The organism is Mycobacterium sp. NGS49 (genome assembly GCF_059812565.1).
This window is the reverse complement of the sequence record NZ_JCALCX010000027.1, coordinates 65,714-80,042: the sequence shown is the minus strand read 5'-3', so window position 1 is coordinate 80,042 and position 14,329 is coordinate 65,714. Positions and strand designations below refer to the sequence as shown.

Sequence of the window (14,329 nt, the reverse complement as noted above, 5' to 3'; positions counted from 1 at the left end):
CACCCCCGCCGCCGGTAGTCCGAAGTACACCAAGTATTACGACACCGTGGTGGCGCTGTTGACGCGTGAGGAACGCTGGCGATCGGCCGCCATCGCGCAGCTCGCGCCTAAGGCAGGCGACACCGTCGTCGACATCGGCTGCGGGACAGCATCGTTGGCGATCCGGATCAAGCAGAAGCAGCCGGACTCCCGGGTCATCGGCGTGGATCCGGACCCGCAGGTGCTGGCCATAGCGCGCGCCAAGGTGGCTAAAGCCGGTGTCGACGTCGAACTCGTCGAGGGCATGGGGGACAGGGCCGTCGAACTGGTCGGGCCCGGCGCCGCCGACAATGTGGTGTCCAGCCTGGTGCTGCATCAGTGCCCGGTGCCGATGAAATCGGCGATCATCGGCAACATGTTCGCGCTGCTCCGGCCGGGCGGTGGAATCGTCGTCGCCGACTTCGGTTTGCAGCGGGAGCCGTTGATGCGCTTGGGTTTTCGCTTCATCCAGTTGGTCGACGGCAAACCGGACACCCAACCCAATGCGGACGGGATCCTGCCCGGTTTGCTCGAAGAGGCGGGGTTCGCCGAGGCCACCGAGGCCTCGGTGATCAGGACCGTCACGGGGTCGATCTCCATTTATCGGGCGACTCGACCGGTTCCGGCGGAACAGGTGGACCGATAGTGTTGGACGATGTACCTTGTGCGGCCGGCCAAGGCGCTGGCAACTCTGTGTTCGGCGGTCATCCTCGTCGCCGGATGTAACTCGAAGCCCTCCACATCCAGTTCCGACGCGCCACCGAGGTCGGGCGCGCCCGGTTCCTCGCGCGCCAACGGTCCGGTGCCGGCCGGGGCGCTGTTCAGCACCCCGGTGCCGTGGAACGTCGACGTTTCCGGAGCAACCAAGGCGGGTCGATCCGATGCCGTCATTCACGCGCTGAGTGCTGCGGGCGGCTGGGGGACCGGGGCCTTGCAGATCGATTTCTCCATCCCGATCTTCTATGCCGACGGCAACGCGCGGCGGATGCAGGTGCTCGGCACCGATGACTACTGCTACGGCGGGCCGGATTGCGAGTCGGTGCCCGCCCAGATGCCGGTGCCCGCGAACGCCTACTTCGAAGGTTCATCGAGTCTCAGCTGTGACACCACGGGCGCCACTGAAGGGCAGGAAGACTGTCACCTGCTTGTCGTGGACCGCGGCGGGCACCGGCTCTACGAGATCTACCACGGTGGTCAGTCCGGGGAAGACATTGTGGCGCAAGGGTTTTTCACCTGGGATCTCAGCAAGAAGTACCCGGAAACGCTGCGGGGTGACCAGTGCACCAGCGCTGATGCGGCCGGCTTCCCCATTGCCGCGATGATGCCCACCGCCGACGAGGTCGCCGCCGGCGCAATCGATCACGCGATCCGCTTCATTCTTCCCAACGATCGGATGAAGACCGGCGTGTACGTCCGGCCGGCCACCCATGCCGGTGGTCCGGAGAGCACCGATCCCAATGCACCGCCCTACGGCGTGCGATTCCGGCTACGTGCCGACTTCGACGACTCGCACTATTCGAAATCCGAGCGGGTGGTCATCGCGGCCATGAAGAAGTACGGGATGCTGCTCTCCGACGGCGGTCAGGTGCCGCTCACCTTCGCCGACGACAGGACGAGCAGCAAGAAGTGGTCCGACTTGGGCATCACCGCACAGTCTTTCAACGGGATCGGGGTCGACCAGTTCGAGGTCGTCGATCTCGGAAACGAAATCAAGCTCACCTACGACTGCGTGCGCAACAAGTAGTTCCGGCGACGGTCAGCCTTTGGCGAGGGTGAACTGGGCGACGTCGGTGTATCCCTCGCGGAACAGGTCGGCGCAACCGGTCAGGTATTTCATGTACCGGTCGTAAACCTCCTGCGACTGAACGGCGATGGCCTCGTCGCGGTTGGCTTCCAGCGCGGCGGCCCACGTGTCGAGGGTGCGGGCATAGTGCGGGCGCAGCTGCTGGATCCGGTTGACCGAGAACCCGGCGCGCTCCGCGTGCTCCTTGACCGCCTTGGCGGGGGGAAGGTCTCCGCCCGGGAAAATCTCGTCCATGATGAACTTCATGAACCGCAGCTTGGTCATGGTGATCGGCAGCCCGCGCTCGGCGAACTCCTCTTCGCTCGGCTGAATGATGGTGTGCAGCAACATCACGCCGTCGGCGGGAAGCGCGTCGTAGGCCATCTTGAAGAAGTCGGCGTAACGGTCCCGGCCGAAGTGCTCGAAGGCGCCGATGGAAACGATGCGGTCCACCTTTTCGTCGAACTGTTCCCAGCCCTGCAGCAGGACCCGCTTGCTGCGCGGGCTCGGATGCTCGTCGAGGCGTTGTTGGGTGTGCGCTTGCTGGTTGCGGCTCAGGGTCAGGCCGACCACGTTCACGTCGTACTGTTCGAGCGCGCGGATGATCGTGGTACCCCAGCCGCATCCGATGTCGAGCAGCGTCATGCCCGGTTGTAGCCCGAGCTTGCCCAGCGACAGGTCTACTTTGGCGATCTGTGCCTCTTCGAGCGACATGTCCTCGCGTTCGAAGTATGCGCAACTGTAGGTCCGGGTCGGATCCAGGAAGATCTTGAAGAAGTCGTCAGAGAGGTCGTAATGCGCTTGTACGTCCTCGAAATGCGGCTTCAAGGTTCCGGAGGGGTTCTGCTCTGCGGGCATGGCTGCAACTTTCGGCTCGACTCGTGTAGAGCCTAGCGTCACCCCGTACCGGCCCTATCGGCCTCACCGATCTAGTTGGACGGGAAGGCGGCGGCGTAGGCGCGGCCAGGGGGTTGGTGGTGGATGTTCACTCGCGGTCCGCGCCGAACACCGGTGGCGGTCGCCACATGTAGCGAAAGGATCCGGCCGCCGATCCGGATGTCGGCGCCGGGCCGCCAGGTCGCGGGCGCCCAGGGGCTGATCCGGGTCCAACCGTGTTGTGCCTGCTCGCGCACGAAGACACCGTTGGTGGAGCCGCGGTCGACGAGCACTACCTCGCCGTGGGCCATGCTGACTTCGACGTGTGCCCGCGACATCAGGCCGGCGGGGTCCTCGATGCACACCGGGCGGAGTCCGCGGAGTTCGGCGTCCGACCCGCGCGGGTCGCGCCCGATGACGCAGCCGCGGTCGAGTTCGAAGCGAAAGTTGTCGTCCAGGACGACCCACCGCCTGGGTTGCGGTGACGCCGGTGCCGGGCTGCCGCGGCGCGCTCCCTTCGTCGACCACAAGACGGCGCCGTTGCCCGGTACGGTGCCGTCGCTGAGCCGGTACACACCGTGGGGGCGGGCGTCGCCGTGTGGTCGTTGACCCAGTTCATCGACGGTGATGACCGCCGCCATCGCTGGTACCGGCACGGATTGGTGCACCAGGCGACCGCGGCCGTGCAGCAGGGTTCGTCCGGCGCCGTCGTCGAGTGCGACGGTGACGCTGCCGCAGAGCAGAATTTCCAGTCCCGCCGGCGTAGGCATGACGATGCCGACGTCGACGAGGGTGTGTGTCCAGGGTTGACGTGACAGCTTGGCAAAGGCGCCGACCAGTTTCTGCGGGTCGGTGCGCCGGACCATCTCGGCCAACGCCGCCAGTTGTGCCGCGGCCACCGAGTGTTCGGACAGGGATGTCCGCTCGCGGTGCGCGACCACGATGACCGTGCCGTTGACGTTGGCCACTAAATGCGCGCCGGGAATGACCTCGACCGCGGTCGACGGGCCGGACGCGATGTGTTGCCCGGCCGCGTGCAGCGCGGCCGCAACGGCGACGTCCTCGGGTGCCGGGGCAGCCGGTGAGGGCTCCCCGAGCAACCGCTCGTCGGCCTCGGAGTGCGCCTGCGGCGGGGCTTCGCTGATCCCGACGCGGGAGTGCAACCACCGCAGCGGCCGGGGTGCCCACCAGTTCAGGTCGCCGGCAACCCGCAGAAAGGCCGGTACGACGACGCCGCGAATGATCGTCGCGTCGATGACCACGGCCAGCGCCGTGCCGATGCCGAACATCTTCATGAACGACAGTCCGTTGGCGAACGAGATCAGGGTGATCGTCAGCAGCAGCGCGGCGCTGGTCACGATCCGTCCCACCCGGCCCAGCCCGATGACCGTCGACGCGTCGTTGGACAGGCCCGAGTCACGGGCTTCTTTGATCCGGCTGAGCAGGAAGATCTCGTAGTCGACCGACAAGCTGAACGCGATGGCGCAAAGCAGGACGACCATGGACGGATTCAGCGGCGCCGGAGTGAATCCCAGCAACGAGGCCAGGTGTCCGTCTTGGAAGATCCATACCAGGACACCCAGCACCGCGCTCAGCACCAGCAGATTCAGCAGCAGCGCCTTCACCGGCACCACCACGCTGCCGGTGAACAGGAACAGCAGGACGAAGGTGGCGACGGCGATCAGCGCGATGGCCAGTGGAAGCCGGTCGGCGATGGCGGCGCGACTGTCGATCAGCGTGGCGGTGGGACCGCCCACCTCGACCTGGTGGCCGCTGATCTTCGCGCGGATGTCGCGGACCAGGTGTTGGGCTGTGTCCGAGTCGGCCTGCACCGTCAGGTAGACGAACGCGTAGCCGGCCCCGGACGACGCGGGCGACGGTCCGACCGGCTCGCCGTGTTCGTAGCGGCCGATGGGCCCGTTGACCAGGGCGACACCGTCCATCCGCGAGACGTCGGCAGCCAGTTTGGCGAGCGCGCCCGCGTCGTTGCGGGTGACCAGGGTGATTGCCTGGGAGGGGTCGAGGGTGAAGTCGCGCTGCAACGACTCGGCCACCAGGCGCGCACTGGAATCGGTCGGCAGCGCACGCTCGTCGGGGGTGGCGTACTGGGCGTGCAGGAAAGGAACCCCGAGGCCCAACAGCACCGCCACGACCGGCACTGCATACAGCAGCGGTCGTCGGGTGACCACCTCGGCGAAGCGCCGCCAGAACAGCGAATCCGCCGAGAGCGGCACTTTGCGCCGGATGACCGAGAGTGAGTCGACGCGCCTGCCGAGCAGCGCCAGCAGAGCCGGCAGCACGACGATCGCGCTGAACGCCGCCAGCAGGACGGTGGCGGTGGCGGCCAGTCCGACCGAGCGAAGGAAGTACGTGGGGAATACCAGCAGGCTGGTCATGGCCAGGGTTACCGTCGCCGCGCTGAACAGGATGGTTCGGCCCGCTGTGGTGACCGTGGCGACGATGGCTTGCTGGTGGCCTTTCCCGTTGGCGCACTCCTCGCGGAAGCGGGACACCATCAGCAAGCCGAAGTCGATCGACAACCCCAGGCCGAAGGCGGTCGTAACGGTCAGGGCGTGCACGGACACATCGGTGATCGTCGTCAGCAGGAGCAACACCGACAGGGTGGAGACGATCGAGACGACGCCGACCACCACCGGTAGCGCCGCTGCGATCAGACCGCCGAACACCACCACCAGCACGGCGAGCGAGATGGGCACCGCGATGCTTTCGCTCATCTTGAGGTCGTGCTTGACGTTGTCGCGGATCTCCTGTTGCACGCCGAGTGACCCGCCGGCCCGCACGGTGGTATTGGGGTCGGTGGGCAGGTTCGCGATGATCCGCTTGGCCGTCTCCGCAGCCTCGTCGGCGGTCCCGCCGACGTGTACGAGGATGAGACCCGAGCGACCGTCCTTGCTGCGCAGATCGTCGGCCCCCTCGTCACCGAAGGCCCTGGTCACTTTCGCCCTGGGCTCGGCCGCGACCAGTCGAAGCACCCGGTCCCGCACCGGCGCGACATCGGGGGCCTCGACCGTGCCCTGCCGGGGGAGCAGTTGAATCACCAGATTCGAGGTGGTGCCGAAATGCTGGTCGAGGAACTCTTCGGCCTGAGACGACTCGGCGGCCGGGTCGGTGTTTCCGCCGGTCCCCAGCTTGTCGGAGACCGAGCCGCCGAGCACGACGCTGATACCGAGCAAAACCAGGACCGCGGCCAGCACGGCCTTGGGGCGCCGCACGGTGAAGGTGGCCACCTGCCTCAACATTCGATCGCCTTTCCCCCGGGACCCTGTGTTGTCAGGAGTCTGTCGCGCGGGCCTTGGCGCTTTCTAAAGGGAACCCGGTCTTGGGCCGAGCGTTCGAGCCGGCCCGCTTGCGGTATGCGAAAAATCCGGCACCGCAACGGGTTCCGGGGAACCGTTACGGTGCCGGCGACGGCGTGCGGGCTTAGGCGGCAACCGGTACCAGCTCGGCGCGGGCCGGAGCCGTCGGCGCGTTGTGCGGCAGAAACCGGGTGAACAACCGCGCCACGAACGGTGCGGCAACCAACATCAGCACCACCCGAATGACTTGGGATGCCATCACGAACGTCACGTTGGAGCCCGATCCGGCGGCGGTACCGAGCACCGCGTACACACCCCCGGGGCTGGTCGCCAGGTAGCCGTCGAGCATGCTCAGTCCGGCCGTCTTGGCCAGTACGACGCCCAGGCCGGCTGCGGCGACGTTCAGCACCATGATCAAGGCGAACGCACCGGGCAGGATCCGGCGAACCGCCCGCAGTGACTCCCGGTCGAACGCGAACACCGTCTGCCAGACGATCAGCACGATTCCGGCCTGGAACAACAGCATCGGGACAGCGAGCCTGTCGGCCAGCCCGGAGTATTCCAGGCCGATGGTGATCAACATCGGACCGATCAGCCCGCCCCCTGGCAGCCGTACCCGGCGCCCGGCCACCGCGCCGACCAGCACGATGGCTGTGATCACGGGAAGCGTGAAATACCAAGGTAGCGAGGATGTTTCACTGCCCTGCGTGCTTTGGGCGGGCGTGCTGTGGTAGAAGGCGGTGGCTACGAAGGGCATGGCGGCCGTGATCAGCGCAACCCGCAGATACTGTACGGCCGCGACGACGCGATCGTCACCGCCGAGTTCGCGAGCGATGGCGACCAGTCCGGCCGAGCCCCCGGCGACCAGCGCGAGCCCACCGGTCAACGGGGTGATGTCGCGGTGCAGGCCGAGCAGCGCACCAGCCGCGACGCTCAGGACGAGGGTGCTGACGGCGACCGCGACGACGATCGGCCAGTGCGAACCCAGCGCGGCGAACGAGATGTCGCGCACCATCAGTCCGGTGTAAACGCCGAGTACGCCCTGGGCGGCCAGCCCGACGCCGGGCATTGCTTTGGGCGCATGCCGCGCCACCGACCAGGCGAATGCTCCGCAGACAACGGCCACGATGAGAAGGTCAATCGGGTTCATGGCGCAAAGAGTCCAACATGGTCCTTGACGGATTCTTGAAACGCAGGACACGCAGACTCCGCGCTAGTCCTCGTCCAGGTAGGCGTCTGCCCAGGCGCCGATGATCCGGGCGGCCCGGCGGGCCTGGCCGCGCGCGGTGAGCAGGTGATCGGAGCCCTCGAGCGAGACGAAGCTGCGGGGGTGCCGGGCTAACCGGAAGATCTCGGTGGCGTTCTGGATACCGACGGTGTTGTCGGTGGGTGAATGCAGAATCAGCAGCGGCAACCGCAAGCCTTTGATCTTGTCGTGCAGATGCGCCGCACGGACATCTTCGACGAACGCCCGCTTCAACGTGAGCGTGCGCCCGCCCACCATCCATTCGGCGCTGCCCTCGGCCAGACAGCGGTCGACCACCGCGTCGTAATGCTTCTCGACGTGGCTGGGGTCGATCGGTGCCGCCACCGTGACGACCGACCGGACGCCCGGCGACTGCCGGGCGGCGGCGAGAACGGCCGCACCGCCCCACGAGTGTCCGACCAGGATGTCGGCCGTGGTCCCGCGGTCGGCCATGAACTGGCATGCCTTGACGATGTCGTTCACCTTGACCGTGAACGACCCGTCTCCCCAGTCTCCATCCGAGCCACTGAGACCCAGCGCGTCGAAGCGCAGCATGCCGATTCCGTCGGCGGCCAGCTGCTTGCAGATGCGGGCGGCGGCCGGCGATTCCTTGCCGAGAGTGAAGCCGTGGGCGAAAACGCCCCAACCGCGCACTGCGCCGTCCGGCACGTCGATGATCCCCGCCAGGTTCGGGCCCGTCGAACTCTGGAAGGTGACACGCTCGCCCATGGTGGAGATCTAACACGGCCTCGGCCGGCGGGCCCGACGCCCTGCCGGATAGATCCGTAACATCGCGTCATGGGGCTTGTTGCACTAACACCAGGCGCGCGGGGTGTCCTCAGCGTGGCGGCCGCCGCCCTGTTCGGGGTGGTGTTGATCGTGGGTCCGGCGGCGTTGCTGCCCGTCGCGTCGGCGGCCTGCCCCGATGCCGAAGTGGTTTTCGCTCGCGGCAGGGAGGAGCCTCCCGGGGTCGGCGCCGTCGGTGATGCGCTCGTGAATTCGCTGCGCGGCAAGACTCCGATGTCGGTCGGCGTGTACGGGGTCAACTACCCCGCCAACATCACCACCGGCAGCGGCGCCAACGATATGAGCGCCCACGTGCAATCAATGGCCCGCGATTGCCCGAACACGCGCATGGTGCTCGGGGGCTATTCGCTGGGCGCCGAGGTGGCCGACCTGGTGATCGGGGGCCGTCCGATATTCGGGTTCACCAACGTCCTGCCGCCGGGGGTGGATCAGCACGTCGCTGCGGTGGCGTTGTTCGGCAACGGCACCCGCGGAATCGGTCCGGCCTTCGCCGGCAAGACGATCGACCAGTGCGCGCCCGGCGACCCGATTTGTGGCAGGGGCACGAATTGGCCGTCGCATCTGCAGCCGTCGTATATCGACTCCGGCCTGGTGGATCAGGCTGCCAGCTTCGTCGCCGGAAAGCTTTAGCCTCGCGACTTCCAGCATGCCGAGGATCGGCCGATCCTGAGATTCATAGGATCTACCTAACCATTGCGTACGATAACGCATCAGATGCGGTGATACTTTGGTTAGGGCGAGCGCGGCTCGTCAGCTAACGCATCTGGAGAAAAAGTGGACATCGTACTCGGGCTATCGATGACACCTGCCGCCGTATGCACGGTGCTGGTTGAAGGGCATAACGCCAATGGCGCTACCGTGGCAGAAGGACGGTTCGCCGTCGACGTCGGCGTCGGCTCAGCAACTGAGGCGGTGATTGACGCGATCCTGGCTGTCCGGGATGACGCGGCGGCGGCCGGTCATCGCATGACGTCGGTCGGAGTGTGCTGCACCGACCTGTTCGACGCTTCGCTGCTGGACGAGGCGCTGGCCGCTGCCGATGTCGACAACGTCACGCTGACGTCGTCGCTGCGTGCCGCGACGGCACTCGCCCGCGCGGTCGGGCTGGCGATGGGTTACGGGCGCATCGCGACGCTCTTCGTTGAAGCCGGATGCGCAACGCTGGCCGTCGTGCAGTCCGCCGACGGCGAGATCGCCGAAATCCGAAGCGAATCGCTGCCTGGCATCGGCGAGATGACGGCACCGGCGGCCCTGGTGGCCTGGGCCGAGGCGCTCACGACGCCGCCGGACGGGATATTCGTTATCGGCTCCGGCAGGGACATCGCCTCGATCAAATGCCAACTCGAAGCGATGACTTCGCTGGCGGTGAACGTGCCCGAAGAGCCGGAGACGGCGCTGGCCCGAGGAGCGGCGCTGGCGTCTGCCGATGCTTCGCTGTCCGTCCTGTCCACCCAAGCCTTCGGCTACGCACGGGTTCCCGACGCTCTGGAGGCAGAGACCGCTGCGTTGACGTTGGACACGGACGCTTTCACGACGGTGATCGAAACGGCTGAAGAAGCAGGCCTGAAGCAGCGTCGGCCGGTGGTGTTGTTGGGTAGCGCCGCGGCGGTGGGCCTCATCACGGCGGTGGTTGCGCTGGAAGTTTCGCTGGCACTGGGTATTCGACCGGCGGCCGTGGGTTTGCAGCACGTCCCGGGCCGGAATCATATTGTTGCGGCTCCGCTGACACCCCTTGCGCCACTGGCCATCGCGGCCGCGCCACGACCGGTAGCGATGCGCCCGTCTACTCCTGTCGCGTCGCCGCATGTTTCGAACTCCGTCGATCCCTCTGTGCTGCAAACAGATTTGCCGGGCGCCGCGCCCGCGCTTCTCGCGCTGCCGGCGCCGAATCCCTTGCCGCAGCAGGCGCCTGATGCCGATTACCCGAACTATCCGATACTTCTGCCGTTGCCGGTGGCGCCACCGCCGAGTGCTGCGCCGACCATTCCTGCGCGCCAACTTCCGCACGTGCCGGTGTCGCAGCCGCCCACGACGGTGCCGGTGTCGCAGCCGCTCACGACGGTGCCGGTGTCGCAGCCGCCGACGACGGTGCCGGTGTCGCAGCCGTCGACGGTGCCGGTGTCGCAGCCGCCCATGACGGTGCCGGTGTCGCAGCCGTCGACGACGGTGCCGGTGTCGCAGCCGCCCATGACGGTGCCGGTGTCGCAGCCGCCCACGACGGTGCCGGTGTCGCAGCCGCCCACGTACGTGCCCGTATCGCAGGCACCCAGGCCGGTCCCCGTGGCCCCGCCGCCCGGCTATCTGCCCGAACCACAACTGCCGGTCAACGTTCCGGCGTCAGAAGCCCCTTCGCTTCCGGGCCAACCGGGGCTGGAGGCTCCGCCGGTTAGTGGCCCGGCCGTTGAGGGCGCCCCGACTCCTGGTTCACCGGTTGTAGTGGTCGCACCGGTCCAGGAGGTTCCGGTAGCAGTACCAGAACTGCCCCGGTCGGTGACTCCACCTGTCCAAGAGCCGTCACCGACGTTCGGCGGTGGTCCGCTCGGCGGCGGTAACGTCTCCCCCGGCGCAGGTAGTGCGGGCGGCACCGGGGGTGGTCCGCTCGGCGGAGGTAGCTCGCTCGGCGGAGGTAGCGCGGGCGGCGCTATCGGTGGGGGCGGTTCGCTCGGCGGGAGTGGCTCGCTCGGCGGAGGTAGCTCGCTCAGCGGCGGCAGCAGTTCCATCGGTAGCGGTGGAGGGGGCAGCTCCGGCGGCGCAAGTGCTGGCTCCAGCGGCGGAAGCGGCGGGAAACAGTAAGCGGCGCAACAGATTTACTCCGGCCGATCACGGGACCGGCTGGGCGACGGTCTGCAATGGCGTAGATTATTGCAGGCCAACACTTTTCGTCGATGCAGGCCGCTTTTTCAAAACACGGATTCAATACAAGGGAAACCCGTGCTCATCAGTTGAATTCATCATAATCGGGTGCGGCGCAGTGCAAGTCAAACGGCGAAGGCGTTGAGCCGGCTGTTAGCATCGCAGCTTGTGTCCTCGATGGGAAGTTGGCCGAACTTTGTTACTGGCATCTCTGCAGCAGGGGTTGATGATCTGCGGGCCATCGCGGCCAATTTTGCCGACTGGCAGCTTTCTGCGGCGATCGACACATCACTTCCCACCGCGGAAGCACTGGCCGCCGATTACCTGTCGAAGCTGAAGTATCCCCACCACATATTCGACCAGCTGACTGCCGATGCGCAGGATCGGGCCGCTGCCGCTGTCGGCTGTCCGACGCAGGCACAGTGGAAGCAGCCCGCCATAGCCCCCGGGACGCCGTCTTACGCCGAACCCAGTTGGGAAAAAGATGTCTACGAGGTGCTGTTCAAGCAGCTGCCTCCCGAGCCGCCCCAACCGCGGCGAGCAACGGACAGCCGGTCGGCAGTGCGGCAGTGGCCGGAGTTCGCCGCTGGCGGTGTGCGGGATGCGGCGCTGCGTGATCACCTGGCCACCGAACTGGCCGCTGCATTGGGTTCGGACTGGTCATCCGGTGCGGATAGGGGTGACGGCGTGGTGCGCGTGCGCTTTGACCGCGGTGATCTGACCTTTGTCGTCGTCCCTGGCGGGCAAATGACGATGGGGATGACCGAAGACGAGTTGACCGAACTTCGCGACCTGGGCGACGAGGTTGCCGAAAGTGTCGAATTCCTCGCCGCGCCATCGGCTCCGGCTCACGAGGTGACGGTGGAGCCCTTCCTGTGTGCCGAGACGCCCTTGCAGGAGCGGCATATGACGGTCTTGTCGATCGAGGGTGACGCCGCGAACCCGCATTCGGTGTTGCGGCAGAACAGTTGGCAGGCAGCGGCGACCGTCTCGTCATCCGGTTTGCGATTGCTTGCGGAGGCGGAGTGGGAATGGATCGCCCGCGCCGGCGGTCGCCAGTCGTGGATCTGCGGAGACGAGTCTCCCGAGGAGTGGACGAGGCGTGTCGTCGACGGTGACCCGGACCAGGCACCCGCTGCGTACGGTGTGTCGATGCTGGGTTGGGGCGAGTGGGTTGACGATGGTTGGCACGATGACTACGTCGGTGCCCCTTCGGACTCTCGGGCGTGGGAGCCGACGAACAGGCCCGAAACGGTGCGTGGCGGCGCCTTCGCCTGTTGGCCTTGGCAGAGCGGCGGGGAGGCCGTCTTGCTTCACGCTGCTTTCCGCGAGCGCGGCGTGAGCGAAGCTATTCATGCAGTACGCCTCGGTGCTGATCTGCCTCGGCGGTGATCACTGTCAGTTGGGCATCCCGACTGCAACCCCTCCCTGAGTCGCACTACCGAGTAGGTTCAAGCGTTTCGTTGGTCTGCGGTCTCAGTGACCACTCGGTGCATCCCGCCCAGTGGGTTCGGTTGCGGGTTCGCCTAGGTCGACAGATTGGATGAGCGCGGTTATGGGCTGGTGCGATACCAACTCAGCCGTCGACGCCGTCGACATCGCGTTCGTTTTGCACGACGGCACTTCGGCATCCTGAAGAATTACCTGATGGCGCGACCGGGTGGATGTCGAGCGCTCCATGGACTGAATTGGTGCGACCACGGCGTGCAGACTCCGCGCCGCTGGGATGTCAGCCCGGTTGTCCCGGGCGTCCCGCCCCCCCGCTTCCGCCGGCGGTGCCAGTGTTGCCCGCAAGGCCAGGGTTGCCGTTGCCAGCCCCGCCGGTGCCAACAGCTCCGCCTGCGCCTCCTGAGCCACCACCTCCGCCGGCACCGCCCAGTCCGCTCGCGCCGCCGCCGCCTGGATTGCCCCGCAAGCCGAACAGGCCACCGGCGCCCGCCGCACCGCCATCGCCGCCGTCACCGCCAACACCGCCCAAGCCCCCCGTCCCGCCGGCGCCACCTGCACCGCCGTCGCCGCCGACGCCATCAGGTGCTTGGCCGCCCGTCCCGCCTGCGCCTCCGGTAGCGCCGATACCGCCGGACCCGCCGAGACCTCCAGCGCCGCCTAAGCCGCCGTTGCCGCCGCTGCCGACGAGCAGACCTCCTCTACCGCCGGCACCACCGGCGCCGCCGAGGCCGCCGATGCCTCCGGTGGCGCCGACGCCGCCCACACCACCGACGCCACCAGCACCACCGATCCCGTTTGGTCCCAGCGCGCCTCCGCCGGGTCCGCCCTGGCCTCCTGCTGCACCGACACCTCCGACTCCGCCGGTACCACCACGGCCTCCTTGAGTACTCGGCGCGGTGGCGCCTGCATTTCCACCAGACCCGCCCGTGCCGCCCGGGGCGCCCGCCCCGCCCGCGCCGCCCGTACCCCCGTCGCCGCCGATCGCGATGCCGGTCACTGCAGAGGTGCTGCCACCCTTGCCGCCGTTGCCGCCCGTGGCACCGATGCCGCCTTCACCGCCGTCGCCGCCGTCACCCCCGGCGACAAGCCCGGTGCTCGCGCCGGAAACGGCGCCTCTGCCCCCATCGCCGCCGGCGCCTCCCGCAATTCCGGCGGTTCCGTTGGCGCCGTTACCACCGTCGGTTCCGTTGCCGACCTGGAGGTCGTTCCCGTTGGTGCCGGAGGCTGCCGTGCCGGTTTCGTTGATTCCCGGGCTGACGCCGGTCGCTCCAGTGGCACCGGCGCCGCCAGCCCCACCCGCTCCACCGGCACCCCAAAGCCCTGCAGGGCCGCCATTGCCGCCAATCCCACCGCTGCCACCGGCGATGACGGCGGCTCCGCCACTGCCGCCGTTGCCACCGTTGCCGAACAACAGGCCGCCCGTCCCGCCATGACCGCCCCGCTGGCCAGGTGCACCGGTACCGCCGACGCCGCCGTTGCCGATCAATCCAGCATTGCCACCAGCACCACCCGCCTGACCGGCACCGCCCGCTGCACCGTTGCCTCCACTGCCGTATAGCAACCCCCCGTCGCCGCCGGCCTGCCCGGGGGCCGACCCGTTAGCGCCGTTGCCGATCAATGGTCGCCCCAGCAGCGCCTGGGTGGGTGCGTTTATCAGGCCGAAGACTCCTTGCTCCGCGGCTTGCAACGACGATGCACTGGCCGCCTCGGCGGACATGTACATGCCCGCTCCGGCGTTGATCGCTTGTATGAACCCATTGTGAAATGCGCCCGCTTGCGCGCTCAGCGTTTGATAGCCATGCCCGTGGGAAGAGAACAGCGACGCGATGGCAGCCGAAACTTCGTCGCCGCCGGCAGCCAGTATCGCTGTCGTAGGGGCTACCGCCGCCGCGTTGGCCGTGCTGAGCGCCGAGGCAACCGCGTGGAAGTTCGCGGCTGCAGCACTGATCATGTCTGGTCTTGCCATCAAGAAGGACATCG

General features: G+C 67.4%; 10 protein-coding genes. 5 read left to right on the top strand and 5 right to left on the bottom strand.

Annotation, left to right across the window (positions count from 1 at the left end; all coding sequences use genetic code 11):
* Positions 1-664, top strand: a 664-nt coding sequence (locus AC5Y7D_RS23910) for a class I SAM-dependent methyltransferase (protein WP_499928319.1), incomplete at its 5' end; no start/stop codon positions are given.
* A gap of 9 nt (positions 665-673) precedes the next feature.
* Entirely contained in the window at positions 674-1,762 is a 1,089-nt protein-coding gene (locus AC5Y7D_RS23905) for a hypothetical protein (RefSeq protein ID WP_499928318.1), read from the top strand.
* Positions 1,763-1,774: 12 nt separating this feature from the next.
* On the opposite strand, the gene AC5Y7D_RS23900 is transcribed toward AC5Y7D_RS23905, so the two are convergent.
* The 4 genes from AC5Y7D_RS23900 to AC5Y7D_RS23885 form a co-directional block, all read right to left on the bottom strand.
* Entirely contained in the window at positions 1,775-2,659 is an 885-nt protein-coding gene (locus AC5Y7D_RS23900) for a cyclopropane mycolic acid synthase family methyltransferase (protein ID WP_499928317.1), read from the bottom strand.
* Positions 2,660-2,730: 71 nt separating this feature from the next.
* Positions 2,731-5,937, bottom strand: coding sequence for an MMPL family transporter (locus AC5Y7D_RS23895; protein WP_499928316.1), 3,207 nt, complete (start codon positions 5,935-5,937; stop codon positions 2,731-2,733).
* Between the two features lie 181 nt (positions 5,938-6,118).
* Positions 6,119-7,144 (bottom strand): AbrB family transcriptional regulator, encoded by a 1,026-nt coding sequence (locus tag AC5Y7D_RS23890; RefSeq protein WP_499928315.1) that lies wholly within the window; start codon positions 7,142-7,144, stop codon positions 6,119-6,121.
* A 63-nt stretch (positions 7,145-7,207) separates the two neighbouring features.
* Positions 7,208-7,969 carry an alpha/beta hydrolase family protein gene (locus AC5Y7D_RS23885; RefSeq protein ID WP_499928314.1) on the bottom strand — a complete coding sequence of 254 codons (762 nt, stop codon included), beginning with the start codon at positions 7,967-7,969 and terminating at the stop codon, positions 7,208-7,210.
* A gap of 69 nt (positions 7,970-8,038) precedes the next feature.
* Between AC5Y7D_RS23885 and AC5Y7D_RS23880 the strand changes: the two genes are divergently transcribed.
* The 3 genes from AC5Y7D_RS23880 (at position 8,039) to AC5Y7D_RS23870 (ending at position 12,292) form a co-directional block, all read left to right on the top strand.
* On the top strand, positions 8,039-8,677 hold the full coding sequence (locus AC5Y7D_RS23880) for a cutinase family protein (RefSeq protein ID WP_499928313.1): 639 nt from the start codon (positions 8,039-8,041) through the stop codon (positions 8,675-8,677).
* Positions 8,678-8,821: 144 nt separating this feature from the next.
* A complete protein-coding gene (locus AC5Y7D_RS23875) occupies positions 8,822-10,840 on the top strand; it encodes a DUF7159 family protein (RefSeq protein ID WP_499928312.1) in 2,019 nt (672 codons plus the stop codon).
* 228 nt (positions 10,841-11,068) lie between these two features.
* Complete coding sequence (locus AC5Y7D_RS23870; protein ID WP_499928311.1) at positions 11,069-12,292, top strand: formylglycine-generating enzyme family protein; 1,224 nt, start codon at positions 11,069-11,071, stop codon at positions 12,290-12,292.
* Between the two features lie 337 nt (positions 12,293-12,629).
* Here the strand turns inward: AC5Y7D_RS23870 and AC5Y7D_RS23865 are convergent, their stop codons facing one another.
* Positions 12,630-14,327 (bottom strand): PE family protein, encoded by a 1,698-nt coding sequence (locus tag AC5Y7D_RS23865; RefSeq protein ID WP_499928310.1) that lies wholly within the window; start codon positions 14,325-14,327, stop codon positions 12,630-12,632.
* Positions 14,328-14,329 lie beyond the last annotated feature (2 nt).